Below are 26,005 nucleotides of genomic sequence, written 5' to 3' on the forward strand. Positions count from 1 at the left end.
TGACCGACCAGACCTGGACGCACCCGGGGTTGTGGACGACTCCGGATGCGGCTTTGGACCCTGTGCGACACTGAGGCGAAAGGGGAGGCTCATGACCATCGCGATGTCCTTCGACGAACTTTCCGCCCTCAGCACACGATTGCACGACACTGCTGGCCGGCTGGCGGATGTCGATGCGCAGGTCCCTACGGATGCGGGCACCCTCGGTGGCGATGACGTCGCCGCCGCAGCAGCGTCGTTCGCAGCCGCGACGGAGCGCATGCGCGATGCGGCGCACGATCGGTGGCGGCAGCTCGGCGATGCGGTGTCTGCAACCGGCAACGCCATGCACGAGCGCGAGTCCGCACTGTCGGCGTCTCTGGCCCGAGTCCATGGCGAGCTCCCGTGACGGTGCGGGTCGTTCTCCGGCAGGGAACACAGTTCCGGGATGACGGACTGACGATCGGCTTCATCTCGGCCGATCTCCGACCATCCGCTGAGGGCGGCGGCGTTACGGCGCGGCTCGGCATCGCCGGCGCCGAGGGCCGAACCTCGGTCCGACTGGCGTCCGGAGAATCCGCTCCGCTGCCGGGTGGCGGCTCGCTGCGGGTGGCCGCTCTCGCTTTCTCGCCGGACGGCTCCGAGAGCACGGTATCGATCGAGATCGAGCGATGAGAAGCCGCAGGATCGCGCTCTTCGTCGCGGGTGGCCTGGTCGCCGTCGCCGCCGCGGCGGTCACGGCGTGCCAGATCGTGGGCGTGCCGCAGACGCTCGCCGCGGGGGCGCAGACCGAGGTGTGCGGCGTGCGCATCGGGGTCGTCGACGCCGGTGAGCCCGTCGTGCTGACCTGGGGCGACCGGCAGCGCGCCGCTCTGACGGTCGGCGAACGCGCGCGGGTGGCTGCCTGGTGCGTGATCGAGATCGAACGCGTCGAGGGCTCCGACGACGGGGTGGACGGCAGCGGCCAGGTGTTCGTGCGGTGGCGACCATGGTGAACGCGATGGGGGATGCGGGCACGGTCGCCGCCGCAGCGCGGCGTCTGCGCGCGGCCGCCGACGCGGTGACCGACGCTGTGGCGCTCGGCCGCAGCGCCACAGCGGACGACTGGCAGGGGGAGGCGTCCTCCGCCTTCAGCAGCGCCCGGTCCGCCGACGCCGACACAACCACCCGGCTGGCAACGGCCTATTCCCGCGCGGCGGTCACGCTCGAGTGGTACGCCCAGCACATCCGCACCGTCGGCGCGAACTACGATCGCGCGGTCGCAGCCTACGATCGTGCCGCGGACGCCGTGCGCGCCAACCCCTTCGACCTCGGCGCCTACGGCGCGGCCGTGAGCGCCCGCCTCGACGCTTTCGCCGCCGTCGGCGCGCACCAGGAGGCCGCGGCGCGCGCCGCGGCGGAACTCCGCGCTGCGGCGGGTCAGGATGCGGAGGGCAACGCCTGGTGGGACCCGTTCGGCTGGTTCACGGGCGATGAGAGCGAACCCGACGAGCCGGTGACCGAGGCGATCACCGACGACGATGCCTTCGACGCGGACGACGTGGCCCAGGGTCAGATCGGCGACTGTTTCATGCTGTCCAGCATCGTGTCGCTCCTGGGCACCGACGGCGGCGACGACTTCATCCGCGAGCACGTGCGGTGGGATGCCGACCGCGAGGGCTACTGGGTGACGCTCTACGAGAACGGCGAACCCAAAGAGGTTTTCGTAGACAACGTCTTCGGTCACGGGGCACGCCAGTCCGACTGGGAGTGGTTCCTGTTCTCCGGCGACAAACCTTCGATCGCGGCCTTGTACGAGGCGGCACTGCGCGAGGAATACGGGTATGACTTCCTCGACGGCGGCGTGCCCGCCGACGCGATGGAGATCATCACGGGACGCGACGTGACCGTCACCGAGAACGATTCCTACGCGGGACTGACTGCCGATCAACTCGCTCCGCTCCGGGAGAATCTGGAGCAGGGCGGTCAGGTTGTCATCTCGTCGCCGCGCAGCGGCGACCATACGATCACCGTGGAGGCGGCCGACGGCAGCTCGCGCGAGATCGACATCGTCTCGTCTCACTCGTATGCCGTCACGCGCATCGAAGAAGACGGCAGCGTGTGGATGCGCAACCCGTGGGGCCCGGGCAACAGCGCAGACGGCGGCGGCGAGTTCCGCGTTTCGGCGGACGACGTCGAGGCACTGTTCTGGCGCGCGACCTCGACGAACGTGACGGCGCCCGACTAGAGGCGCACGATCTCGGTGACCCTGACCTGCGCCGCGCCCTCTTGGGCGGATGCGGCGAGGTCGACGACCGCGCGGATGCGCCAGTCGTGGTCGCCCTCCGGATCGTGGATCACCTGCTCGACGCGCCAGATGCCGCCGGCCGCGTCCGACTCATCGATCGTGCAGAGCGCGGGCGAGCGCGCACCGGCGTCGGTGAGGACGGCGTCGTGCTCGTCGTAGTAGGCGTCGAGAGCATCGGGCCAGCCCGCATCCGGGTCCAGCGCGACGAGGTCGTCGTCACGCTGGAGCGCCGCGAGCTGCACGCGCCGGAACATCTCGTTGCGCACGAGCACCACGAAGGCGCGACGGTTGGCCACGACCGAGGGGGGCGCGGGAGGCACGACCGGCTCGCCCGCCACATCCGCCGGGTTCACGAGCCGCTCCCACTCGTCGACGAGGCTCGAGTCCACCTGCCGCACGAGTTCGCCGAGCCAGGCGATCACGTCCATCAGCTCCTCGGTGCGCGCTTCGGCCGGCACCGTCTGGCGAATCGCACGGTACGCGTCGCTGAGGTAGCGCAGCACGAGGCCTTCGCTGCGACCGAGCTGGTACCAGGAGACGAACTCCGCGAAGGAGAATGCCTGCTCGAACATGTCGCGGACGACAGATTTGGGGCGCAGCTCGAAGTCACGCACCCAGGGCTGACTGGAGGCGAACACCTCGAACGCCTCGCCGAGCAGCGTGGCGAGCGGCTTCGGATAGGTGATGTCCTCGAGGGCCGCCATCCGCTCGTCGTAGTCGAGTCCGTCGCGCTTCATGGCCGCGACCGCCTCGCCGCGCGCCTTGAACTCCTGTTGCGCGAGCACCGGACGCGGGTCGTCGAGGGTCGCCTCGATGACGCTGACCACATCCAGGGCGTAGTGACCCGACCCCGCGGTGCGCGCCGGTCGGAGATCCGGCCGGATGTCGGAGGTTTCGCCGTCGATCCTCCGACCTTCGTCGCTTTCTCCGACCGGAGCGACCTCGGCGGCGGATGCGGCCGCGGCGGATGCGGGCGGCGCCGCATCCGGGTCGAGCAGCTCGATGGCGGCGAGCGCGAAGGGCGAGAGGGGCTGGTTGAGCGCGAAGTTCGGCTGCAGGTCGACCGTCAGCCGGATGCGGCCGTCGGCCACCTCGACGACGTCCGCGGCGACGAGCGTGCGGAAGATCGCGAGCGCACGGCGCGCGAGCTCGTAGCGGCGCGCTCGGGGCTCGTGGTTGTCGAAGACGAGGGAGCGCACATGAGCGAAGACGTCGCCGCCGCGGGCGATGACGTTGATGAGCATGGCCGCCGTCAGCTGCATCTGCGGCACCAGCGGCTCGGGCACGGCCTGCACGAGCCGCTCGAACGACCCCTCGCCCCAGTTCACGGCGCCGGCCGGCGCCTTCTTGCGCACGATCTTCTTGCGCTTGGCGGCGTCGCCCGCGGCCTTGCGCAGCGCCTGCTCGTTCTCGATTTCCCACTCGGGGGCCATGACGACGACCGTGCCGGCGGTGTCGTAGCCCGCACGACCGGCACGACCCGCGATCTGATGGAACTCGCGCGCGGTGATCTGCCGCATCCGGGTGCCGTCGAACTTGGTGAGCGCCGTCAGCAGCACGGTGCGGATGGGCACGTTGATACCCACGCCGAGGGTGTCGGTGCCGCAGATCACGCGCAGCAGCCCGCGCTGCGCGAGCGTCTCGACGAGACGTCGGTAGCGCGGCAGCATGCCCGCGTGGTGCACGCCGATGCCGGCGCGCACGAGGCGCGAGAGGGTCTTGCCGAACGCCGTCGTGAAGCGGAAGCCGCCGATGGCCTCGGCGATCTCGTCGCGCTGCGCGCGGGTGGCGACCTTTACGCTCGCGAGCGCCTGCGCGCGCTCCATCGCCTGCGCCTGCGAGAAGTGCACGATGTACACCGGCGCCTCGTTCTCCTCCAGCAGCTTCTCGACCTGCTCCTGGATCGGGATGCGGGCGTAGGAGAAGTGCAGCGGAACGGGGCGCTCCACCCCCGTCACCTCGACGGTCGGACGCTCGGTGCGGCGGGTGAGGTCGGCGGCGATCTCGGTCACGTCGCCGAGCGTCGCCGACATCAGCAGGAACTGCGCCCGCGGCAGGAGGAGGAGCGGCACCTGCCAGGCCCACCCCCGGTCGGGCTCACCGTAGAAGTGGAACTCGTCCATCACGACCTGGTCCACCGGCGCATCCGCCCCGTGGCGCAGGGCGAGGTTCGCCAGGATCTCCGCCGTGCAGCACACGATCGGCGCATCCGGGTTGACCGAGGAGTCGCCCGTGACCATCCCGACGTTCTCCGCGCCGAAGATGTCCACGAGCGCGAAGAACTTCTCGCTCACGAGGGCCTTGATGGGCGCGGTGTAGTAGCTGCGCCCGCCCCGCGCGATGCTCACGGCGTGCGCGGCGACGGCGACGAGCGACTTGCCCGTGCCGGTGGGGGTCGACAGGATCACGTTCTGACCCGAGACGAGCTCGATGACCGCCTCATCCTGCGCGGGGTACAGCTCGATGCCGCGTCCGGTGGTCCAGCCCACGAATGCGTCGTACAGCGCATCCGCGTCGTCCCCGGCTGCGCGGGCGAGCTCGGTGAGGGATGCGGTCATCCCTCGAGTCTGCCCGACGCCGGCCACATCCAGCGGGCGACCCTCGTCATCCGACGCAGGCGTCCTCGGCGGATGACGCAGCCCGAGACCGCCCGCCCACGGCTAGCGTGGGAGCACGCGAGCAGAGGAGAGCCATGTCGGATGAGCTGAACGTGCGCGTCGAACGCGGCGAGGACCGGTACGAGGTCTTCCTCGATGACGTCCCCGCGGGCTTCACGGCCTTCTACACGGACGAGGAAGGCCGCACGGTCTTCCCCCACACCCAAGTGGATCCCGCCTTCAAGGGTCACGGCGTCGCGAGCATCCTGGTCGAACGCGCTCTCGAGGACGAGGCGAAGCGCGGCGAGACGATCGTCCCGCTCTGCCCGTTCGTGGCGAAGTACCTGCGCGAGCACGAGGTGCCGGGCCTCAAGGTCGCCTGGCCGTGACCCGACTCGACGCGGACGCCGAGGAGAGCCTCGAGCAGTCCGTCGAGTGCGACGGGCCCCGTGCCGTCGTGCTCGACGCGCGCGTGGTTCCGCTCGGCGGAGTGCGCGCGATGCAGGTGCACCGCGCCCTCCCGCAGCGCGAGCTGCCGATGGTCGGCGCGTGGTGCTTCCTCGATCGCTTCGGCCCCCAAGAGGTGCGGATGCGGGTCGAGCCGCACCCGCACATCGGACTGCAGACGGTCACCTGGCCGCTGGTGGGCGAGGTACGCCACCGCGACGGCATCGGCAGCGACGTGCTGATCTCCCGAGGACAGCTCAACCTCATGACGAGCGGGCGCGGCATCGCCCACTCCGAGTACTCGGTCACCGAAGAGCCCATCCCGCTCGACGCCCTGCAGCTGTGGATCGCCCTCCCCGATTCGCGTCGGCACGGCGACGCCGCGTTCGAGCAGCACACCGACCTCCCCGAGCTGGCCCTGGACGGTGGCGGCGGCGCCACCGTCGTCATGGGAGAGCTCGCCGGAGTGCGCTCGCCCGCATCCGCCTACACGCCGATCGTGGGGGCCGAGATCCGCGTCCCCGCAGGCTCCCGCATCACGCTGCCGCTGCGCGCGGACTGGGAGCATGCGCTCGTCGGCGTCGCCGGCACCCCGCGCGTGCACACGGCGGATGCAGAGCGCACCGAGCTGGTGGGGCTGCAATTGCTGTACCTCGGGCGCGGACGCGAGGAGGTGGAGATCTCGAGCGCCGAGGACGCGACGCTGTTCCTCCTGGGCGGCGAACCCTTCGAAGACGAGATCGTCATGTGGTGGAACTTCGTCGGACGCGACCACGACGAGATCGTGGCGGCCCGCGAGGAGTGGGAGGCGGGCTCGGAACGCTTCGCACACGTGGTCGGCCACGGCGACGAACGCGTCCCCGCGCCTCCGCTGCCGGCCGTGCGGCTGACGCGTCGCCGGCGTCGGCTCTGAGCGGCGGAGTTCTCCCGGGCGCCGCGAGCCGGCCCGCACCGTCACGCCGATAGTCTGGGGACGTGGCCCGCACCTCTGTTCTGTCGACGCGCGTGCTGCTCGTGTGCGCCGCGATCGGTGTGGCCACCGGCATCCTCGGCGGCATCGCCGGCTGGGCCACGGTGCCGCTTCTGGGTTTCGTCCCTCCGCTGTACGGTCTGCTGCTGGGCGTGCACGTGCTGCCCGGCATCATCGCGCAGGAGGTGCTGCGCCGACCCGGTGTCGCCCTCCTGGCGCACCTGCTGGCTGCTCTCGTCTCCAGCGCCACGGCGCCGCAGTACGCACTGCAGTTCCTCGGAACCGCGGTGCTCTTCGGCGGCATCCAGGAGGTGGTCGCCGCCGCGACCCGCTATCGATCCTGGCGCGCATGGCGGTTCTTCGTCTCGGCCCTCGTGATCGGCGTCGTCATCGCCGCCGCGGTCTTCTTCGCCGCGGGCCTGAAGACGCTGCCGCTCTGGGCGCAGATCGCATACCTCGCCATCTCGGTGCTGGCCCCCGTCGCGTGGACCGCCGTGGGTCTGTGGGTCGGCATCGGTCTGCGCCGGGCGGGCGTCGTGCGCGGCGGGCGCTGAGTCGATGACCGAGGGCGCGGACAACCCCGAGCGCCGCCGGCTCGCGCAGCTCGCGGCCGACCTCATCCTCGAGAACGGCCTCATCGACCTCAGCCTGTCCGGCATCGCCCGCGCGGTGGGCTCCAACAACCGGATGCTGCTGTACTACTTCGGTTCGAAGGAGCGGCTGCTGGAGGCCGCATCCGAGATCGCGATCGAGCGCTTCCCCCACCTCGCCGCCGTCTTCGAGCGCCTCGCCGCCGACGATGCTCCGCTGCGGGAGCGCCTGTTGCGGGCATGGCAGGACATCGGCGCCCCCGAGAACAGGCCCTACCTGGTCATGTTCTTCCACCGCTTCGCGGTCGCCCTCGGAGACCCCGAGCGCTGGGACGAGTTCCTCTCGCACCTCGGCACCGGATGGGTGACTCGCGTGCGCGCGGTGTTCGTCGCCGAGGGCTGGGCTCCGGATGCGGCCGAGCTCGCCGCGACGCGCGTCGTCGCGGAGTGGCGCGGCCTGCAGTTCGCGCTCCTGTGCGGGATGGGACCCGCGCGGCTGACGGCGGCCTACGAACGCAGTATCGACGAGCTTCTGGAGAAGGCGAGTTAGGTTAGGCTAAGTTGGGAGGACCCGCCCGTCGAAACTCTGGATCCTCCGTGCCCGCTGCCTCCGCCGATCGCGACGCCTCGTTCGCCGCATCCGGCGTCGACGCACCCCTCCTGCGGGTCGAGGACCTCTCGATCACCCACGAGGGCGCCGGGCGCCCCTCGCCCGCATCCGCCACGTTCCGGATCGACCCCGGCGAGGTCGTGCTGCTTCTGGGGCCCAGCGGCTCCGGCAAGTCGACGCTCGCCCTGGCGCTGAACGGGCTCATCCCCCACGACATCCCCGCCGAGGTCACCGGGCGCGTGACGGCCGGGAGCCTGGACACCCGCGACGCCTCCGTCGCCCAGCTGAGCACGCAGGTGGCGATGGTGTTCCAGGATCCGGATGCCCAGCTCGTCACCGGCACGCTGCTCGACGAGGTCGCCTTCGGTCCCGAAAACCTGCGGCTTCCCGTCGACGAGGTGCTCCGCCGCGCCGAAGACGCCCTGCGCCGGGTCGGGCTCTGGGACCGCCGGAACGAGAACCCCGACCGCCTGTCCGGCGGCGGACGCCAGCGCCTCGCCATCGCCGCGGCTCTGGCCATGGCCTCTCCCCTGCTGGTGCTCGACGAGCCCACCGCCAACCTCGATCCGCGCGGCATCGAAGAGGTGTACGCGACGCTCGCCGAACTCGTCGCGGCCGGCGATCGCGCCATCCTGCTGATCGAGCACAACCTGGATGCGGCCGTGCCGCTGATCGATCGCGTCGTCGTGCTGGATGCGGCGGGCGCGGTCATCGCGGACGGGGGCGTCGACGAGGTGCTGCGTGCGCGGGCCGACGAGCTGCACGAGCTCGGCGTGTGGCTGCCGACCTGCACCCTCGCGGCGCTCCGTCTGCGGTCGGCCGGGTACCGCATGGACCCGCTGCCGCTGAGTCCTGCCGAGCTGCGCGCGGCGCTCGAGGCGCAGCCCGCGCCCGCATCCGTTGCCCCCGCCGCGCGGGCGGCCGTCACCTCACGCGAACCCCGCGATCCGATCGTCCACGTGCGCTCGCTCACCCTGCGGCGCGGGCGCGCCGAGGTGCTGCACGACGTCTCGCTGAGTGTCGCCGCAGGCTCCTTCGTCGCGATCGTCGGAGCCAACGGTGCCGGAAAGACGAGCCTGCTGCAGGCGATCGCGGGAGTCGTCGTCCCCCCGCGCGGCACCGTGACGGTCGCCGGGATCGACGTGGGCCGCGCCGACGCGCGAACGCTTCCCGCTCGCATCGGCTTCGTGTTCCAGAACCCGGAGCACCAGTTCATCGCCCACACGGTCGCCGACGAGATCGCGCACGGCCTGCACCGGCAGCGGCTCGCCGATGACGAGGTGCACCGGCGCACCGACGAGCTGCTCGCGCGGTTCGGGCTGGCAGAGCGCGCCGGGGCACATCCCTTCCTGCTCTCGGGCGGCCAGAAGCGCCGCCTCTCCGTCGGCACGGCACTCGTGGCCGGCGCCCCGGTGCTCGCGCTCGACGAGCCGACGTTCGGGCAGGACCGCGCCCGCGCCGACGAACTGCTCGCGCTGCTCGCCGAGCTCAATGCCGCCGGCACCACGGTGCTCGTGGTGACGCACGACATGCAGCTCGTGACAGAGTACGCCGATCACGTGGTCGTGGTGCACGAGGGGCGCATCGCCGCATCCGGCGCCACATCCGACGTATTCGCCGACGCGGCACTCATCGAGCGAGCAGGGTTGCGCCCTCCGCCGCTACGGCACGCACTCGCTCAGCTCGAGGGTCATCCCGCCCTCGCCGGCGTCGTGCGGTTGGCGGATCTGCCATGACCGCGACGATCGACCCGTTCGCGGCGCCCACGGCGGCATCCGGGGCGCGCTTCCTCTACGCACTCAATCCGCTCGCCAAGTTCGCGGCCATCATCCCCCCGAGTCTCGCGCTGATCTTCGTCCGCGACCTCACCACCCCGCTCGCGTTCCTCGTGCTCGCCTACGCGGTGCTGCTCATGGGCGCGCGGGCGTCGCGTCAGGTGCTGCTCACACTGTTCGTGGCGCTACCCGCCGCCGTCCTCGTGCTCGGATGCGGCTTCGCCGTGTGGACGGATGCGGCCCAGGTCGACACGACGCCGCTCGTGCTGCAGATCGGCCAGTGGCGGCTGTTCTCCGGCGCTCTCGCGATCGGTTTCGCCACGGCGCTGCGCCTGATCGCGATCCTCGCGCTCGCCCTGGCCGCGGGGTTCACGACCGCAGGGGCCGACCTCGCCCGATCGCTCGTGCAGCAGCTGCGTGTGCCGTACCGCATCGGCTACACGGCTCTCGCCGCGTTCCGTTTCGTGCCGCGGTTCGCTCACGAACTGGACGTGATCCGACAGGCGCACCGGGTGCGCGGATCGCACGGCGGGCGCGGACCCTTCGCCGCGATCGCCCGCTGGGGCGGGTATATCGTCCCCCTGCTCGCGGGGGCGATCCGTCACGCCGAGCGCGTCGCTCTCGCGATGGACGCCCGCGCGTTCGGCGCCTACCCCGACCGCACCGAGCGTCATCAGGTGCCCTTCCGCATCCGCGACGTCGTCTTCGTCCTCGCGTTCTGGACCGTCTCGGCGGCGGTCTTCCTCATCGCGCGCCCGTGGACCGGCGCCTGACCCCCCGACAGAAAGGCTCCGCATGGCTCGGTTCTCCCGTCTCGTGAAGCCCGCATCCCCCGACCTCCTGCACCTGCGGGTGGTGCGCACCGAACGCCTCAGCGAGCACTGGATGCGCGTGACCCTGGGCGAGGGCGAGATCGACAGGTTCGTGCCGCTCGGCTACGACCAGTGGTTCCGCCTCTTCCTCCCCGTCGGCGGCGATCAGGGCCTGGAGCGGATCCCCGCGAAGGCGAACAAGCTGATCGGGTATCTGAAGTACCTGCGCATCCCGGACGGCGTGCGTCCCGTCATGCGCAACTACACCGTGCGCGCCTACCGGGCAGCGACGGTGGACGCAGGAGCGGAGATCGACGTCGACTTCGTGCTGCACGGCACGGGGCCCGATGCGGGTCCTGCGTCCCGGTGGGCAGCATCCGCACGCCCCGGCGACAGCGTCGTGATCATCGACGAAGGGCTCGGGTTCGACCCGGCCCGCGGCGTCGACCGGGTGATTCTCGTCGCGGACGAGACGGGCCTGCCCGCGGTGTCCGGGGTGTGCGCCTCGCTGCCGGCGAGCGCGACGGGCGTCGCCCTCATCGAGGTGCCGTCCGAGGCCGACGCGCTGGCCTTCGATGCCCCGGCCGGCGTCGAGGTGCGGTGGCTCGTGCGCGACGCCCAGACCCGCCCCGGCACGCTCGCGCTCGCGGCTCTCGAGGAGGTCCCGCTGCCCGCGCAAGGGGTGCACGCGTTCATCGTCGGCGAGCAGTCGCTGCCCACATCCGCTCGCCGCGCGCTCGTCGCCCGCGGCCTCGATAAAGCATCGATCAGCTTCATCGGCTACTGGCGGATGGGCGCGTCGACCCCTGCGTCGACCACCGCGGGGGTCGACGCGTGAGCGCCCCGTCCGCCGAGACCCCGCACACGGCGCGCGGCCGCATCCCGACCCTGGTGCTGCTGACCTGCGCCGCGATCGGTGTGGCCAGCGGTGTGGTGCTCTGGGGCGTGACCGCCCTGTCGACGCTGCTCTTCGCGGTCGTGCCGTTCGCGTCGGTGGCACTGGCGGGGATGTGGCTGCTGCCGGCGACCATCGCGCTGCGACTGTTGCAGCGTCCGGGGGTGGGCCTTCTCGTGGGCCTCATCTCCGGCATCGTCGTGCTGCCCTACATCGGCACCAACCTCTGGTGGGCGTTCTTCGCCGAGCTGCCGTTCCTACTCGTGCTGTACCGCTACTGGGGAACCTGGCTGCACTTCGCCGGCGCGCTCATCATCGGCGTGGTCTACCCGTTGTTCGCGGCCGAGTACTTCAACCTGTGGACCATGCCGCTGCCCGCGATGATCGGCTTCTTCGCGCTGACGATCGCGAGCTGCCTGGCGGGCACAGCGATCGGCGTCGTGATCGCCGACGCCCTCCGGCGCGCGGGCGTCGCTCGCCTCGCCCGCCGCCAGCCCCGCTGACCCCTCACGACGTCGCCCCAAATGGCGGCACCCCCGCGTCTCACGCCACGACACTTCGCGTCCCTCGAACACGGTCCCACCCAATTCGAGGGACCCGGGATGCGGCCCACACGCCCGAATCACGACGTTTCGGGTCCCTCGAACACGGTCGATGCGGCTCAGGCATGTTCAAGGGACCCGCGGTGCGGCCGGCGCGCTCGCACGGCGACATCACGGGTCCCTCGAACGGGATGGGGCTGAGGCTACTTCCGGCCGGTCACCTGACGCGCGACGATCTCGCGCATGATCTCGTTCGTCCCGCCGTAGATGCGGTGCACGCGGGCGTCGACGAATGCGCGGGCGACGGGGTACTCGAGGATGTAGCCGTACCCGCCGTGCAGCTGGACGGCGGCATCGAGCACCTCCCACTCGCGCTCCGTCGTCCAGAACTTGACCTTGGCGGCTTCCTCCGGCGTGAGCTTGCCCTCGCCGTACAGCGCGATGGCGCGGTCGACGTAAGCCCACAGCACATCGACCGTCGTGGCCATGTCGGCCAGGCGGAAGCGCGTGTTCTGGAAGTCGGCGATCGCGTGGCCGAACGCCTCGCGACTGCTCGTGTACTCGAGCGTCCAGCGCAGGCCCGCCTCCGCGGCCGCCGCGGCGGCGACGCCGATCGACAGCCGCTCGAGCGGAAGGTTGCGCATGAGCTGCACGAAGCCATGGCCGGGCTCGCCGCCGATGAGGTTCTCGTCGGGGATGAAGACGTCGGTGAACGACAGCTCCGCGGTGTCGTGCCCGGCGAAGCCCATCTTGTGCAGCTTCTTTCCGTGATCGAAGCCCGCCATGCCGTTCTCGACGAGCACGAGGCTGAACGCGTCGGGGCGGTTGCCCTCTCCCGTCTTGACGAAGGTCACCACGATGTCTGCCGTCGCTCCGGAGGAGATGAACGTCTTGGCACCGTTCAGGATCCAGCCGCCGTCCACCTTCTTCGCCACGGTCGAGATGCCGCGCAGATCGCTGCCCGCGCCGGGCTCGGTCATGGCGAGTGCGCCGATCACCTCGCCGGTGGCCATGCCGGGCAGCCACTTCTGCTTCTGCTGCGGCGTGCCGAAGTGGGCCAGGTACGGCACGGCGAGGTCGTCCTGGATGCCGAAGGCACCTGCCAGCGACCCGAGCCCGGCCTTGATGACCTCCTCATTGACCACAGCGCGGAAGCGGTAGTCCTGCAGCATCCCCGCGCCGCCGAACTCCTCGGGAACCGACAGTCCGATGATCCCGGCGTCGCCGGCGGCCCTCATGGTCTCGCGGTCGATCTGACCGGCCGCATCCCACGCTTCGCGCCGGGCGTTCGTGCCGTAGCGCTTGATGAACTCGACCACGACCTCCCGGAAGGCCTCGTGATCCTCGTCGTAGATGTCGCGTTCCACGGACGTCTCCTCCATCTCGGGGCGCCTGCGTCGACACGCTGCGGCGCCATCGCCTGACGCGATCCTAGACCGGCGGGTGCGCGCGGAGCACACCACGCTGTGGAATCGCATCCCACGCACACCGAAACCGAGTGTCGCGATTGTGGAGGCCCTCCAGCGGGTCAGTTCCCCTCGGTGCGCGCCGGATCCGTACCGTCCGGGGCGACGTCGTAGAAGACCGAGCGGTAGTCGCCGTCGAACCAGAAACGCGCGCGCACCGGCCCCGCGTTCTGCGCGAACGTCGGCGAATCGATGTCACTGTCGGCCGCCCGCTCCAGCCGCAGTGCGACTCCGCTCAGACTGTCGATCCCCTCCGTGTCGGCGGCCGTCTGCATGGCGGTCCACAGCCCTGGCCAGGACACCTTGTCGAGCGAGAACTGCTCGGCGGCCGAGTCGGGCTGCGACGGCGCCGGACCGTCGCGGACCACCTCACCGCGGCGATACTCCCAGCGGTCGGTATCGGTGGAGCCGGGAGTCACGGGAGCATCGACGAGGATGACATCCTCGCTGACGGAGATGCCGACCACCCGATCGTGTCCGATCTTCTCGGTGAGGGCAGCGACCGCGTCGGCGGTCGTCTCCGGCTGGCGCAGATCCGCGGTGAGCCGCCCCTGTCCGAGAGCGGTGAGGCTCTGAGCGACCGCCGTCGGGTAGGGCAGGGCCACCGATGCGCCTCGACGAGGAACGCGAGGGTGAACAGGACGAATCGCAGCCCCCTCCCCTTCGGGTGAGCAGCCTTCGGCCACCGGTGCCGGATGCGCCGGGTCATCCGGGGTAGGAGGGGGCGGCGGGAAGGCCGAAGAACTCCTCGAGCGTGTGCCAGCCGCCCTCGTGATACGCCTGCGCCAGCTCCGGACCGATGTAGCGGAGGTGCCAGGGTTCCGCCTCGTACCCCGTCACCGGCGTGTAGCCCTGCTCGTAGCGCACGATGAACCCGAACTGCCAGGCGTTGGCGGCCACCCACTGCCCTTCACGGGAGGCTCCGAAGTCGTCGAGCGTCCCGCATCCGCTGCCGCAGGGCATGAGGTCCATCGCGAGGCCGAGCTGGTGCTCGCTGAATCCCGGCCGCGCGCTCGAGATCTCCGCCTCCGCCTGCCCGCCGCGCGCCACGTTCTCCTGGTACGTCGACACCTGCGTGTCGTAGGAGCGATATCCGCTGAGCTGCCCGAGCGAACCGACACCGGCCGTCTCGACGGCCTCCGCCATCTGCTGCAGCGCGGCAGCGGCATCCTGGCGGAGCACGCCGGCGTTGAAGGTCTTCAGGCCCTGCACCTGGACGATGCCCTGCGGCTCGTAGTCGAGCGGATTCAGGGGCCGCTGCTTGTTGACGACGACCCAGCGGCGGGCGGGATCAGACAGCGAGATGCACGGGGCGGTTCCGGAAACGACGGCCTCTCGAAAGGACATTCCCCCACCGGCGGCCACGATCACGGCCTCGTCGTCGCCGGCGGCGACCGCTGCGGCGACCGCCGGGTCGTCGCAGATGGATGCGGCGGCGGGTGCCCTGGTGAAGACCGGCGCGGGGATGGCCTGTGCAGCGGGCGGGCCGGCCGGCGCAGCGGGAGCGGCCACCGGGGCTCCCGCCAGGAGAGCGCTCAGCCACAGCGCCGCCACCACGACGCCGACCACCGCGAGGCACGCGACCGCGATGCGGCGGCGTCGAAGCCGCCCGGACGCGACGCGCGCAGCGCGGCGCGAGGGAAGCGTCTCGGGTGACGCGGTGGAGATCACGCTCCATTGTGCCTCCCGCGCGCGCGTTGGGCGAGCTGGTCCATACTTCTGCACGAATGAGAACCCTTCAGGGTTGACAGGGATTCGAATCTTTGTTCCACTGTCGTCATGCGGTGGAACGGGCAGAAGGTCGGCGAAGAGGATGCGGCTGCGCTCCCCGGCATGGAACGACTCGACTCTCTCGTGCGCTCGGTGACGACACCGGAGTTCGCCGGCATGACGTTCCACGAAGTCGCGGCGCGCTCCGCGCTGAATCACGTCCCCGGTTCGTCCGCGATGCCCTTCGACTGGACCATCAACCCGTACCGCGGGTGCAGCCACGCCTGCACGTACTGCTTCGCACGCGGAACGCACACCTACCTCGACCTCGATGCGGGTCGCGACTTCGACACCCAGGTCGTGGTGAAGGTGAACATCGCCGACGTGCTCGAGCGCGAGCTCGCCCGCAGCTCTTGGGGCCGGGAGCACGTCGCCCTCGGCACGAACACCGATCCGTACCAGCGGGCGGAGGGGCGCTACCGGCTCATGCCCGGGATCATCGACGCTCTGGCCGCATCCGGAACACCCTTCTCCATCCTCACGAAGGGCACACTGCTTCGTCGCGACCTGCCGGTGCTGCAGCGAGCGCACGAGCGCGTCCCCGTATCGATCGCGATGTCGATCGCCCTCTTCGACGACGACCTGCAACGCTCAGTCGAACCCGGCACCCCGACGGCCCAGGCTCGCCTCGACACGGTCCGTGCAGCGACGGATGCGGGCTTTCGCGTCACGGTCTTCCTCATGCCCGTGATGCCGCACCTGACCGACTCGATCGCAGCCCTCGACGACGCGCTGCGGCGCATCAAGGCGGCGGGGGCGATTCGCGTCGTCTACGGCGCGCTGCATCTGCGTCCCGGCGTGAAGCCCTGGTTCATGGCATGGCTGCGGCGCGAGCATCCGGAGCTCGTCTCGAGCTACCTGGGGCTGTACCCGGGGGCATCGGTGAGCGCCCCGAAGGCGTACCGACAGTGGCTCGCGCGGCGCGTTCGACCCCTGCTGCGGGTGCACGGGCTCGACGGCCGCGACGAGGAGGAGCCGGTACGCGCGCGTCCGGTCGCTCCCGGGGCACGCGCGGCGGCGGCCGCCGCATCCGTGCGCTTCACCGGTTCGACGCCGCAGCCGGCACGCCTGTTCTGACCCGAGACGCGGCAACGCCCCCTCGCACGGGGCGAGGGGGCGTTGCGCGACTCGATGTCAGGCGGAGGCGACGTCGGCGAGCTGGCGCCCGGCGACCTCCTCGACGACGTCGTCGCCGGGGCGGACCTCTTCGAACGGCGCGTCGATCTCGGCGCGCGAGAGCAGCTCCGTCATGCGACGGCGGCGCTGACGCGGGACCAGCGTGACGACGGTGCCGCTGCGGCCCGCGCGGCCGGTGCGGCCGGAGCGGTGCAGGTACGTCTTGTACTCGTCGGGAGCGTCGGCCTGGATGACCAGATCGATGTCGTCGACGTGGATGCCGCGGGCCGCCACGTCGGTCGCGACCAGCACGTTGACCTTTCCGTCGGTCAGGCGCTGCAGGTTGCGCGTGCGCTTGGCCTGGTTGAGGTCTCCGTGCAGAGCGACGGCGGAGATGCCGGCGTCCTCGAAGTTCTCGACGAGCATCTCGGCGAACGCGCGGGTGCGCGAGAAGACGAGCGTCTTGCCGTCGCGGTCCACAAGGGATGCGAGCAGCTCGGCCTTGTCACGGTGGTCGACGACGAAGACGCGGTGGTCGATCGTTCCGGTCTCCTGCGTCTCGCCCGCGACCTCGTAGACGGCCGGGTCGACGAGGAACTCGTCGACGAGGGCGGCGACCTCGCGGTCGAGCGTGGCGGAGAACAGCAGCTTCTGGCTGCCCTCGCCGGTCAGGCGCAGGATGCGCTGCACGGGCTCGGCGAATCCGAGCTCGGCCATGTGGTCGGCCTCATCCAGCACCGAGACCTGCACCTCGGACAGGTCGAGCTTGCCCTGGTTGATGAGGTCTTCGATGCGGCCGGGGGTGCCGATGATGATGTCGATGCCCTTCTTGAGCGCACCGACCTGACGCGCCTGGGGCACGCCGCCGTAGATCTGCGTGGTGAACAGGCCGACGCTGCGCGCGATCGGCTGCACGGTGCGGTCGATCTGCAGGGCAAGCTCACGCGTCGGCGCGAGGATGAGCGCCTTGGGGCGGCGGCCGAACTCGCGGCGGGTACCCGCCTGCGCGCGCAGGATGCGCTCGACCAGCGGCGCGCCGAAGGCGATGGTCTTGCCGGAGCCGGTGCGGCCGCGGGCGAGCACGTCGCGTCCCTCGAGGATCGGGGGGATCGTCGCGGACTGGATCGGGAACGGGCTGGGTGCACCGAGCTCGGCGAGCACCTTCACGATGTTCTGACCGAGGCCGAGCTCACCGAAGCCCTGCCCCTCGACGGTCTCGGCCTGGACGGCCTCGGCCTCGAGACGCTCGTGCACGACGTCGACGTGCTGCTCGTGCGCCTTGGCGGCGGTCGCGGTCCAATCGGAGCGGTTGCCGGCCTCGCGACGCGCGGGACGCTCGTCGAAGGAGCGACGCGGACGGTCATCGAACGAACGCGCGGGGCGATCGTCGAACGAGCGGCGGGGACGGTCGTCGAACGAACGCGCCGGACGATCGCCGAAGGAGCGAGCCGAACGCTCACCGTCGCGACGAGCCGGACGCTCGTCGAACGAACGACGGGGACGGTCATCGAACGAACGCGCCGGACGGTCGCCATCGCGACGAGCCGGGCGGTCGTCGAACGAACGACGGGGACGGTCATCGAAGGAGCGAGCCGGACGCTCACCGTCGCGACGAGCCGGACGCTCGTCGAAGGAGCGAGCCGGACGGTCATCGAAGGAACGACGCGGACGGTCATCGAACGAACGACGCGGGCGGTCATCGAACGAACGCGCCGGACGATCGCCATCGCGGCGAGCCGGACGGTCATCGAACGAACGACGGGGACGGTCATCGAACGAACGAGCCGGACGATCGCCGTCACGACGGGCAGGGCGGTCGTCGAAGGAACGACGCGGACGGTCGTCGTAGGAACGTGCCGGGCGGTCGTCGAACGAACGACGGGGACGGTCATCGAACGAACGGGCCGGGCGGTCGCCCTCGCGACGGGCCGGGCGGTCGTCGAACGAACGGGCGGGACGACCCTCGCGGATGCCGCGGGCCTCATCGCGGCCGGCGCGCTCTGCCGAGGTCCAACGACGCTTGGGAGCCGACTCCGCGGTCTCCTCGCGGTAGCCGCGGTGACCCGGGCTCTTGGAGCCGGCCGAGCCGGCGGAGGACTCGCCCGGGCGACGCTTGCGGTCCTGGAACGAGGTCTTCGCGCCGTAGCGGGGCTCGAAGTTCTTGGCCGGACGTCCGCCGGCGGGCTTCTTGTTCTTGGGCATGGGTGATTCTTCCTGGGTTCTCTTCGCACGAGAACAGCACCCGCTCAGAACGCGGGCATACCCGGACTACCGTCGGCCGGGGCCATTTTCGATGATGGTCATGTGCGCCGAGCGGCGCTCACCATCGGCCCCATGGACTCACAAACCCATCCGCGCACCACGCGGTGTCCAGAGCCGACATTCCAGAGTAACCCACTCGACTGAGAAAGTGCCTCACGTGGGTACGCTGAGGGGATGAGCGCCGATCCGACCGGAGTCCGTCACCGCCTGTCGTCGCCGAACGGATCGGCCGAGATCACCGAAGTGGGAGCCTCGTTGCGCGCGTTGCGGATCGACGGCGTCGACCTCGTTCCGCACTATCCCGACACGGCGGCGACGCCCGCCGCATCCGGGGTCGTTCTGGTCCCCTGGCCCAACCGGGTGCGCGACGGACGCTGGTCGCAGCGCGGCACCGACTATCAGCTCGCGCTCACCGAGCCCAAGCTCGGCAACGCCTCGCACGGGCTCCTGCGCTTCACCCCCTACCGCCTGGCGGGCTCGGAGGCGGATGCGGTGACGCTCGAGGCCGATGTCTTCCCGCAGACCGGCTACCCCTTCCATCTCGCGACCCGGGTGACCTACGCCCTGACCGACGACGGCCTGGACGTCCTGCACCAGATCACGAACGTCGGCCCGGATGCGGCCCCTGTCGCGCTCGGCACGCATCCCTACCTCTGCATCTCGGATGTGCCCACCGCCGAGCTGCGCCTCGAAGTGGATGCGGCGACGTGGTTCCGTCTCGACGAGCGCAACCTCCCGATCGCCGAGGAGCCGGTGGATGCGGCGCACGACCTGCGCGCACCGCGCCGGGTCGGAGACCTGACGCTCGACACCGCCTACTCGACGCTCCGACGTGGAACGGACGGTCGTGTCCGCGGCGTGCTGCACACCCCCGACGGCCGCCGCCTCGAGCTCTGGGCCGGCGCCGGGTTCGAGTACCTCCAGGTCTTCACGACCGACCGTTACCCGGGGCAGGAGGTCGCCGTCGCGATCGAGCCGATGACCGCCCCCGCTGACGCCCTGAACTCGGGCCGCGACCTGCGCTGGCTCGAGCCCGGCGAGACCTGGGAACTCGAGTGGGGCATCTCCCTCCAACGCTCCTGAGGCGCCGGCCTCGACCCGCGAGTGAGCACTCCTTCATCGAGCGCGCACCCGATGGGGTGCTCACTCGGCGAACGGATGCGCGTTCGGCGCGTATAGACGGCGCCAACCGCGTCCGCCGGTAACACGCGCCGGGGTTGTCGGTAACCTCCGACGGATATCGTTGACCCATGCGGTTTCGACCGCTGCGGCGACGCCGACCGGCTGCGCTGCTCGCCAGCCGGTGCGTGCAAGGGGCTCCACGTTCCACCGGCTGGATCGGTGTCCGTCTGGGTGGAGGGTACCCGCATGCTGCGTACCGTTTTCGCGTCGTTTCCCGCTTCGAGCCTCAGTGGGGCAGACCCCACGCCGCCGCGCGTGCGACTGCACCGCGCGGTGAGCGGGCTCCTGCAGGCGGATGCCCTGCGTCTCGCCGTCCTGGCGCTGACGATCCTGCTCACCGGGCTCGGGATCTCGATCGCGACGACGACGAACCCGCAGTGGTGGCGTCTGCACTTCAGCCAGCTCGGGACCTACGGCGACGCGTCGGCGATGTTCTTCAACGGCACGCTCATCCTCGGCGGCTCCACCGTGCTGCTGTTCGCGCGCGCCGCCGCACGCCAGCTGCGCCCGCTGGAGGGGACGCACGTGCGCCGCGGCACGGCGATGACCGCCCGCATCCTGTTCTCCGTCGTCGGCGCCAACCTCGCCCTGGTGGGATGCGTGCCGCTGACGACCAACGGATTCGTGCACGACCGGGTGGCCGCCGCGATGGTCCTCGGCTTCGCCGGGCTCCTGCTGACCAGCCCGTTCATGATGCACCGCTTCCCGAAGCGACTGGTGCTCACGACGGGATTCGTGTTCGTCGGCCTGTTCGCCGGCGCCTGGGTCTTCGTCGCGGGCACCATCAACCTCGCCCTGTTCGAGGTCATCGCCTTCAGCGCGATGTTCGGCTGGTCGGGCGTGTTCCTCAGCGCTCTGTCGGCGTGCGGCGCCCTGGCCGAGCCCGCCGCCCCCGTGCCCGCGTCCGCAGCAAAGCCCGCATCCGCGCCCGAGGAGTCCGTTCCCGTCGTCGCGACGGCATCCGATGCCGGTCCGCGGCTCGCGGGCGGTACGGCGACCGTCGAGATCAGGACCCTCGCAGAGCCCGCCGCGTCGTCGGCGCACCGGGTTCCCCGGCGTTCTCGGGCGAGCCGGATGCCGGCCCGTCGCCGTCGCGTCGCGCCCGCCGTCGCTCTCTCGCACCCTCGACGAGGTTGTAGAGCGTCGGCAGCACGAGCAGCGTCAGCACCGTCGAGGAGACCAGCCCGCCGATGACCACGATGGCCAGCGGCTGCGAGATGAAGCCGCCGTGGCCCGTGATCCCCAACGCCATCGGCGTCAGCGCGAAGATCGTCGCCGCCGCGGTCATCAGGATGGGTCGGAGCCTGCGCGAGCCGCCCGCGACCGTCGCATCGTGGGCGTTCAGCCCCTTCTCGCGGTACTGGTTGACCAGGTCGACGAGCACGATCGCGTTGGTCACCACGATGCCGATGAGCATCAGCACGCCGATGAGCGAGGCCACCCCCAGCGGCACACCCGTCGCGATCTGCAGCAGGATGGCGCCGGTCGCCGCGAACGGCACGGACACGAGCAGCAGCAGCGGCTGACGCAGCGACTTGAAGGTCGCGACCATGACGATGTAGACGATCAGGATGGCCGCGAGCATCGCGAGCCCCAGCTGGGTGAACGCGTCGGTCTGCTGGGTGACGACACCGCCGAGGGAGGCATCGGCGCCCGTGGGCAGCGACACGTCGGCGAGCGCCTTGTTGACGGCCGCGTTGGCCGATGTCAGATCGTCGCCCGCCGGGGTGACCGTGACGGTGGCGCTGCGCTGGCCGCGCTCGGTCGTGATGGAGGTGGGCCCCTGGCTCTGCTCCACCGTCGCGATCTGGTCGAGTCGCACCACGCCCCCGGCACTCGGGATCGTGAGTGCGCGCAGGTCGTCGAGGGTCGCCGGAACCTGGGATGCGGCGAGATAGACCGTCAACGAGGTGCCGTCGATCTCCACCGTGCCGACCTGACGCGGCTGCATCGTTCCCGACACGAGCCCACCGACGGCGACCTCGGACAGACCGCGTGCCGCAGCCGCATCCCGATCCACGGTCACGGCGATGTACGGCAGCGATGCAGAGAGGTTGCTCGTGACCTGCGAGATGCCGTCCTTGCCCTCGAGGCCCGACTGCACCGCGTCCGTGGCCTCCTGCAGCGTCCGCTGGTCCGGCGCGGTCACATCGATCTCGATGTCGCTCGAGCCGAAGCCGCCGCCGGAGGAGGCGAGTGCGATGGTGCCGACGTCATCGAGATCGGCGAGGGCCGACTGCACCCGGTCGCGCAGGGCGAGCTGATCCGCCCCCGCATCCGTCGTGATCGAGTAGGTGATGCCGCCGCTGCCGCCGGAGAACGCGTCGCGCACAGCGGAGCCGCTCGAGCCGATCGAGACCTGCACGGTCTCGATGCCGTCGACGCTCTTGAGGGTCTCCTCCACGCGGGATGCCGCCGCATCCTCCGCGTCGAGGCTGGCGGCCGGGCCGAGGGTCTGCGTGATGGTCAGCGTGTTCTGACCGGAGTCGCCGAGGAAGTTCGTCTTCATCAGCGGGGCCAGCGCGCCCGTGCCGACGAGCACCAGCAGCGCGATGCCGAGCGTCACCCACGAGTGCTTGAGCGTCCACGACAGCACCGGCAGGTATGCCTTCTGCAGACGCGAGGGCGGCGCGGACGGGTCCTCCGGGTCGATGTGCTCTCCGTCGGGACCCTGCACCGGCTTGCCGGGCTTCAGGAACCAGTACGCGAGCACGGGCACGATCGTGAGAGACACGAACAGCGACGCCGTCATCGCGAGGGTGACCGTCAGTGCGAAGGGACGGAACAGCTCGCCCGTGAGGTCGCCCACGAAGGCGATCGGCAGGAAGACCGCGACGGTCGTGATGGTGGATGCGGTCACCGCCGCCGCCACCTCGCGCACGGCGAGCAGGATCGAGGCTCGTTTGTCCGCATCGCCGACGTAGTGCCGGCGGATGTTCTCGATGACGACGATCGAGTCGTCGACGACGCGCCCGATCGCGATGGTCAGCGCGCCGAGGGTGAGGATGTTCAGCGAGTAGCCGAACGCCTGGATGCCGATGAAGGTGATCAGCACGCTCGTCGGGATCGAGATCGCGGTGACGATCGTCGCGCGCACCGACAGCAGGAAGATCAGGATGACGAGAACGGCGAAGACGAGCCCGAGCAGCCCCTCCTGCGCGAGCGCCTCGATGGACTGCTCGATGTAGGGGGCCTGATCGAAGACCACGGAGAACTGGGCGTCGCCACCCAGCGCATCGCTGAGCTGCGGCAGCGCGTCGGTGACGGCACGGGAGACATCGACGGTGTTCGCCGCCGGGAGCTTCGTGACGGCGATCGTCAGAGCCGGCTCGCCATTGACCCGCGAGAGCGATGTGACCGGATCGGCCGCTTCGGCGACGGTGGCGACCTGACCGATCGTCACGGTCCCCTCACCGAACTGCGCCGCATCCGTCGGCACGAGCGGCAGAGCCGCGAGCTCGTCGACCGAGGTGATCTTGGCTCCGGTCTGCACGGTCAGCGTCTGGTCGCCCTCCGTGATGGCGCCGCCGGGGAAGAGCACGCCGTTCTTGTCGAGGGCGTCGGTGATCGCCTGCTGCGTGAACCCGGATGCGGCCAGCTTCGCCGCATCGGGGGTGATGACCACACGCTTGCCGATGCCGCCGACGATCTGCGCGGCGTTGACGCCGGCGAGATCCTGGATCTCGGGGACGACGGCGGACTCGAGCTTGTCCTGGATCGCCTGCGCGTCGCTGTAGCCCGTGACGGCCAGCTGGATGACGGGCAGGTCGTCGATCGACACGGAGATGACGTTGGGCTCGACGCCGGTCGGCAGCTGGTCCTTGATGCGTCCGATCGCCAGGTTGATCTTCTGCTCGGCGGTAGCGAGGTTGGTGCCGTAGGTGAACGACGCGCGCACGATCGAGGCGTTGGTGGTGCTCGTGGCCGTCGTGGATTCGAGACCCGGGACGCCCTGGATCGCCGTCTCGATCGGCGTCGACACGTCGTTGGAGACGACCTCGGGCGAGGCGCCGGGGTACGTCGACAGGATCGACAGCTGCGGGAACTCGACCGAGGGGATGAGCTCCTGCTTGAGGCTGGTGAGCGCGAGCGAGCCGAAGATCGCTGCGACGATCGTGATGAGCGCGATGAGCGCGCGGTTCTTCAGGCTGAGGACTGCCAGGTGTGACACGGGAGCGCTTTCATGACGGCCGACTCGAGAGGGTGCAGCGGCGAGGAGGCACGATACAGGGCTGTATCGAGGTCAGTATCTCACGCGTTCTCGCGGGAACGCCGGGCTCACCGGCCTATCCGGCGACGAGCCCGCCGATCGCCAGACCCGCGGCCGCGGCGGCGGCAGCCAGCACGAGTGTGCCGATCGTGTTGGTCGCGGCAGCCCATCCGCGACGGTCGGTCGCCATCACGGCGCTGACCGCGGCCACCGAGCTGAAGGTCGTGAAGCCGCCCAGGAGCCCCGTCCCGATGACGGCGAGCAGCACTGCATCCGACACAGCGCCGGTCAGCAGGCCGAGCGCGAAGGAGCCCGTCACGTTGATGACGAGCGTCCCCCAGGGGAATCGAGCGCCCACGAGCGCGGTGACCGCGAGGTCCACGACGTAGCGTGCACCCGCGCCGATCCCTCCCGCGACGGCCACGACGAGGAACGTGAGAGGCGTCATGCGGACCTCCGCCGCCCGAGGGCGAGGCCCGCCCACGCGGCAGCGAGTCCCACAGCCGCGGTCGCGAGGGTGAGTGCGACCGCCGCGCCGTCGACCGCCTGCACCGCGAACGTGCTGTAGGTCGTGTAGCCGCCGAGCACACCGGTTCCGAGCAGCTGGCGCAGATCGCGCGAGCGCGCGGTCTCGGCGCGACGGGTCAGCACCCCCGTCAGCAGGCCCAGCGCAAAGGCTCCCGTGACGTTGATGACGGGCACCGCGATCGGGTGCCAGCCCGGCACATCGATGAGCAACAGCCCGGCGCGCGCGGCGGTTCCGAGGGCACCGCCGAGGACGATCAGTCCGAGATGCCGCCACGAGAACCCTGCTGCCACCCGGCAACGGTACCGCCGCCGTTCCGGGTCTGCGCTCAGCCCTCGACGAGACGGCGGATCGCGGTCTCGGGCGAGACGCCCGACTCCAGCAGCCGTCCCTTCGCATATGCCCGCCACACGCGCGGGTCGATGTAGCTGCTGCGCGCCACCGAGGGGGTGTTGCACAGCACGGCCGCCGTCGCCTTCACGGCCTCGCGCTCCGCGAGCTTTCGCGCCTTCTTCGTCTCCACGTGACCGAGACGCGCGAGACTCTCCGCCGCAGTGACCGTTCCCCGCAGCGTCCGAAAGTCCTTCGCCGTGAAGTCTCCGCCGGTCAGCACGCGGATGTAGGCGTTCACCTCCCCCGGGGTGAGGGGCACACGTCGCCGCCCGCGCCGGTGGGCCAGCAGCGGCGAGCGCGGACGCCCCGCCGTCAACTGTTCGAGGACGACGGCGAGATCCTCGTCCTCGATCCGGATGCGGGCGCGCACCCCGCTCTTGGCGGGGAAGTCGAGCTCGATCACCCCCGCCTCGACGCGGACGTCGCGGCGCTGCAGGGTCGTCAGACCCCGTCCGCCGCCGCGGCGCAGGTACTTCGTGGAGCCGATGCGGATGGCGCCCGCATCCAGCATGCGAAACGCTGCGGCGAGCACGGCCTCACGCGAGTCGTCCGCGCGCCGCAGCGCCGCCGTCACCCGACCGCGCGCACGCGGCAGCGACTCCGCCAGCGCCAGCGCTCGCGCGTACTTGCCTTTGTCCCGTTTGGCCGACCACTCGGGGTGGTACAGGTACTGCCGACGCCCGGCGTCGTCGGTGCCGACCGCCTGGATGTGGCCGTTGTCCTTCGTGCAGATCCATACGTCCTGCCAGGCCGGCGGGATGACGAGGGCCTCGATGCGGGCGCGCTCCGCGGCCGTGACCTTCGTGCCGTCGGGCCGCGTGTAGCTGAACCCGGTCCCGCTGCGCGTGCGGGAGATTCCCGCATCCGATCCGGGATCGACCCGGGCCAGTCGCGCCACGTCAGTGGTCGCGCAGAGCCGAGATCAGCTCCGCCTTGCGCTTGCCCGAGTACCCCGTGAGACCGAGTTCCTTCGCTCGCTTGCGCAGTTCGGGCACCGTCCAGTCCTCGTAGTCGCCGGAGCGCCCGCCGCGTCTGCCGACGGCCGACCGCCCGTCACGCGCGGCCGCGTTGGAGATGCGCGCGGCCTTCTCCTTCGACGCGCCCTCGTCGCGCAACTCCTCGTACAGCTTCGGATCCTTCAGGCTGTTCGCCCCGCGTCCACCCGGCATGTCGGCCTCTCCCGCCCCGCGTCCGCGAAGCGTTCCCCCGACGCTAGAGCGCCCCGCATCCGTACCTCAGCGGGCTTGACATGTGAGAGGACGCGCGCCTACGCGACTAGCACCGGCCGCTTTCGAGCGTCAACCCCTCTGACGCTGGGAGTGCGCAGTGGGAACGTGGGGGTGTGCCCACGAGGCATCCGGGTCGCGCGGCGTCCCGGCGAGAACGAGGAGAATCCAGATGAACATCGCACTGCTCATCATCATCGTCGTCGCCATCGTGCTGGCGATCGTCGGAGGCCTCAACACAGCGCTGAACTGGCTGCTGTGGGTGGCACTCATTGTCGGCGTCATCGCGCTGATCGCGTTCCTGCTCCGAGTCATCCGAGGCGGCAGCAAGGTCTGACACCTCGAGAGAG

Annotated in this window: 25 protein-coding genes and 1 pseudogene; 16 read left to right on the forward strand and 10 right to left on the reverse strand. The window is 70.6% G+C overall.

Annotated features, from left to right (window positions below):
• Window positions 1–91 precede the first annotated feature (91 nt).
• From KYX17_RS27585 to KYX17_RS27600, 4 genes are read left to right on the forward strand one after another with little or no spacing between them, the layout of a single operon-like run.
• Complete coding sequence (locus tag KYX17_RS27585) at window positions 92–388, forward strand: hypothetical protein (protein WP_243232049.1); 297 nt, start codon at window positions 92–94, stop codon at window positions 386–388.
• Window positions 385–654 (forward strand): hypothetical protein, encoded by a 270-nt coding sequence (locus tag KYX17_RS27590; RefSeq protein WP_243232053.1) that lies wholly within the window; start codon window positions 385–387, stop codon window positions 652–654. The genes KYX17_RS27585 and KYX17_RS27590 overlap by 4 nt, the downstream gene beginning before the upstream one ends.
• Entirely contained in the window at window positions 651–974 is a 324-nt protein-coding gene (locus KYX17_RS27595) for a hypothetical protein (RefSeq protein ID WP_243232054.1), read from the forward strand. The genes KYX17_RS27590 and KYX17_RS27595 overlap by 4 nt, the downstream gene beginning before the upstream one ends.
• On the forward strand, window positions 968–2,206 hold the full coding sequence (locus tag KYX17_RS27600; RefSeq protein WP_243232298.1) for a C2 family cysteine protease: 1,239 nt from the start codon (window positions 968–970) through the stop codon (window positions 2,204–2,206). Before KYX17_RS27595 ends, KYX17_RS27600 begins: the two co-directional genes overlap by 7 nt.
• On the opposite strand, the gene KYX17_RS27605 is transcribed toward KYX17_RS27600, so the two are convergent.
• A complete protein-coding gene (locus KYX17_RS27605; protein WP_243232056.1) occupies window positions 2,203–4,824 on the reverse strand; it encodes an RNA helicase in 2,622 nt (873 codons plus the stop codon). The genes KYX17_RS27600 and KYX17_RS27605 overlap by 4 nt on opposite strands.
• A 134-nt stretch (window positions 4,825–4,958) precedes the next feature.
• Between KYX17_RS27605 and KYX17_RS27610 the strand changes: the two genes are divergently transcribed.
• The 8 genes from KYX17_RS27610 to KYX17_RS27645 all read left to right on the forward strand — a co-directional run bounded on the left by KYX17_RS27610 (window position 4,959) and on the right by KYX17_RS27645 (window position 11,465).
• A complete protein-coding gene (locus KYX17_RS27610) occupies window positions 4,959–5,252 on the forward strand; it encodes a GNAT family N-acetyltransferase (protein WP_137418303.1) in 294 nt (97 codons plus the stop codon).
• Window positions 5,249–6,223 (forward strand): pirin family protein, encoded by a 975-nt coding sequence (locus tag KYX17_RS27615; RefSeq protein WP_243232058.1) that lies wholly within the window; start codon window positions 5,249–5,251, stop codon window positions 6,221–6,223. The genes KYX17_RS27610 and KYX17_RS27615 overlap by 4 nt, the downstream gene beginning before the upstream one ends.
• A gap of 62 nt (window positions 6,224–6,285) precedes the next feature.
• Window positions 6,286–6,834 carry an ECF transporter S component gene (locus KYX17_RS27620; RefSeq protein WP_243232060.1) on the forward strand — a complete coding sequence of 183 codons (549 nt, stop codon included), beginning with the start codon at window positions 6,286–6,288 and terminating at the stop codon, window positions 6,832–6,834.
• A 4-nt stretch (window positions 6,835–6,838) separates the two neighbouring features.
• Window positions 6,839–7,420 carry a TetR/AcrR family transcriptional regulator gene (locus tag KYX17_RS27625; RefSeq protein ID WP_243232062.1) on the forward strand — a complete coding sequence of 194 codons (582 nt, stop codon included), beginning with the start codon at window positions 6,839–6,841 and terminating at the stop codon, window positions 7,418–7,420.
• Window positions 7,421–7,467: 47 nt separating this feature from the next.
• Window positions 7,468–9,216 carry an ABC transporter ATP-binding protein gene (locus KYX17_RS27630; RefSeq protein ID WP_243232064.1) on the forward strand — a complete coding sequence of 583 codons (1,749 nt, stop codon included), beginning with the start codon at window positions 7,468–7,470 and terminating at the stop codon, window positions 9,214–9,216.
• Complete coding sequence (locus KYX17_RS27635) at window positions 9,213–10,028, forward strand: energy-coupling factor transporter transmembrane component T (RefSeq protein WP_243232066.1); 816 nt, start codon at window positions 9,213–9,215, stop codon at window positions 10,026–10,028. Before KYX17_RS27630 ends, KYX17_RS27635 begins: the two co-directional genes overlap by 4 nt.
• A gap of 22 nt (window positions 10,029–10,050) precedes the next feature.
• Window positions 10,051–10,905 carry a siderophore-interacting protein gene (locus KYX17_RS27640; RefSeq protein ID WP_243232069.1) on the forward strand — a complete coding sequence of 285 codons (855 nt, stop codon included), beginning with the start codon at window positions 10,051–10,053 and terminating at the stop codon, window positions 10,903–10,905.
• Window positions 10,902–11,465, forward strand: coding sequence for an ECF transporter S component (locus KYX17_RS27645; protein WP_243232070.1), 564 nt, complete (start codon window positions 10,902–10,904; stop codon window positions 11,463–11,465). Before KYX17_RS27640 ends, KYX17_RS27645 begins: the two co-directional genes overlap by 4 nt.
• 242 nt (window positions 11,466–11,707) lie before the next feature.
• On the opposite strand, the gene KYX17_RS27650 is transcribed toward KYX17_RS27645, so the two are convergent.
• The 3 genes from KYX17_RS27650 to KYX17_RS31920 all read right to left on the reverse strand — a co-directional run bounded on the left by KYX17_RS27650 (window position 11,708) and on the right by KYX17_RS31920 (window position 14,641).
• Window positions 11,708–12,871, reverse strand: a complete 1,164-nt coding sequence (locus tag KYX17_RS27650) for an acyl-CoA dehydrogenase family protein (RefSeq protein ID WP_243232072.1) — start codon at window positions 12,869–12,871, stop codon at window positions 11,708–11,710.
• 161 nt (window positions 12,872–13,032) lie between these two features.
• A complete protein-coding gene (locus KYX17_RS27655; protein ID WP_243232075.1) occupies window positions 13,033–13,575 on the reverse strand; it encodes a hypothetical protein in 543 nt (180 codons plus the stop codon).
• A gap of 100 nt (window positions 13,576–13,675) precedes the next feature.
• Complete coding sequence (locus tag KYX17_RS31920; protein WP_243232077.1) at window positions 13,676–14,641, reverse strand: M15 family metallopeptidase; 966 nt, start codon at window positions 14,639–14,641, stop codon at window positions 13,676–13,678.
• Between the two features lie 108 nt (window positions 14,642–14,749).
• Here KYX17_RS31920 and KYX17_RS27665 point away from each other — a divergent pair, with 108 nt between their 5' ends.
• Window positions 14,750–15,817 (forward strand): Rv2578c family radical SAM protein, encoded by a 1,068-nt coding sequence (locus tag KYX17_RS27665; protein ID WP_243232079.1) that lies wholly within the window; start codon window positions 14,750–14,752, stop codon window positions 15,815–15,817.
• Between the two features lie 57 nt (window positions 15,818–15,874).
• Here the strand turns inward: KYX17_RS27665 and KYX17_RS27670 are convergent, their stop codons facing one another.
• Window positions 15,875–18,058, reverse strand: a complete 2,184-nt coding sequence (locus tag KYX17_RS27670; protein ID WP_243232081.1) for a DEAD/DEAH box helicase — start codon at window positions 18,056–18,058, stop codon at window positions 15,875–15,877.
• Between the two features lie 234 nt (window positions 18,059–18,292).
• On the opposite strand from KYX17_RS27670, the gene KYX17_RS27675 reads away from it, so the two are divergent.
• Window positions 18,293–19,201, forward strand: a complete 909-nt coding sequence (locus tag KYX17_RS27675; RefSeq protein WP_243232083.1) for an aldose 1-epimerase family protein — start codon at window positions 18,293–18,295, stop codon at window positions 19,199–19,201.
• A 285-nt stretch (window positions 19,202–19,486) separates the two neighbouring features.
• Window positions 19,487–20,086: pseudogene (locus tag KYX17_RS32470) on the forward strand (hypothetical protein); the annotation flags it as partial.
• 220 nt (window positions 20,087–20,306) lie between these two features.
• Here the strand turns inward: KYX17_RS32470 and KYX17_RS27680 are convergent.
• The 5 genes from KYX17_RS27680 to KYX17_RS27700 all read right to left on the reverse strand — a co-directional run bounded on the left by KYX17_RS27680 (window position 20,307) and on the right by KYX17_RS27700 (window position 25,598).
• Window positions 20,307–23,471, reverse strand: a complete 3,165-nt coding sequence (locus KYX17_RS27680; protein ID WP_243232085.1) for an efflux RND transporter permease subunit — start codon at window positions 23,469–23,471, stop codon at window positions 20,307–20,309.
• A gap of 115 nt (window positions 23,472–23,586) precedes the next feature.
• Window positions 23,587–23,958, reverse strand: a complete 372-nt coding sequence (locus KYX17_RS27685; protein WP_243232087.1) for a CrcB family protein — start codon at window positions 23,956–23,958, stop codon at window positions 23,587–23,589.
• Window positions 23,955–24,329 (reverse strand): CrcB family protein, encoded by a 375-nt coding sequence (locus tag KYX17_RS27690; RefSeq protein ID WP_243232090.1) that lies wholly within the window; start codon window positions 24,327–24,329, stop codon window positions 23,955–23,957. The genes KYX17_RS27685 and KYX17_RS27690 overlap by 4 nt, the downstream gene beginning before the upstream one ends.
• A 35-nt stretch (window positions 24,330–24,364) precedes the next feature.
• A complete protein-coding gene (locus tag KYX17_RS27695) occupies window positions 24,365–25,327 on the reverse strand; it encodes a DNA topoisomerase IB (RefSeq protein WP_243232092.1) in 963 nt (320 codons plus the stop codon).
• A gap of 1 nt (window position 25,328) precedes the next feature.
• Entirely contained in the window at window positions 25,329–25,598 is a 270-nt protein-coding gene (locus KYX17_RS27700) for a Rho termination factor N-terminal domain-containing protein (protein WP_243232094.1), read from the reverse strand.
• Window positions 25,599–25,827: 229 nt separating this feature from the next.
• On the opposite strand from KYX17_RS27700, the gene KYX17_RS27705 reads away from it, so the two are divergent.
• Window positions 25,828–25,992 carry a DUF2207 domain-containing protein gene (locus KYX17_RS27705; protein ID WP_137418322.1) on the forward strand — a complete coding sequence of 55 codons (165 nt, stop codon included), beginning with the start codon at window positions 25,828–25,830 and terminating at the stop codon, window positions 25,990–25,992.
• Window positions 25,993–26,005: the final 13 nt, after the last annotated feature.

This window comes from Microbacterium sp. CIAB417 (genome assembly GCF_022788845.1).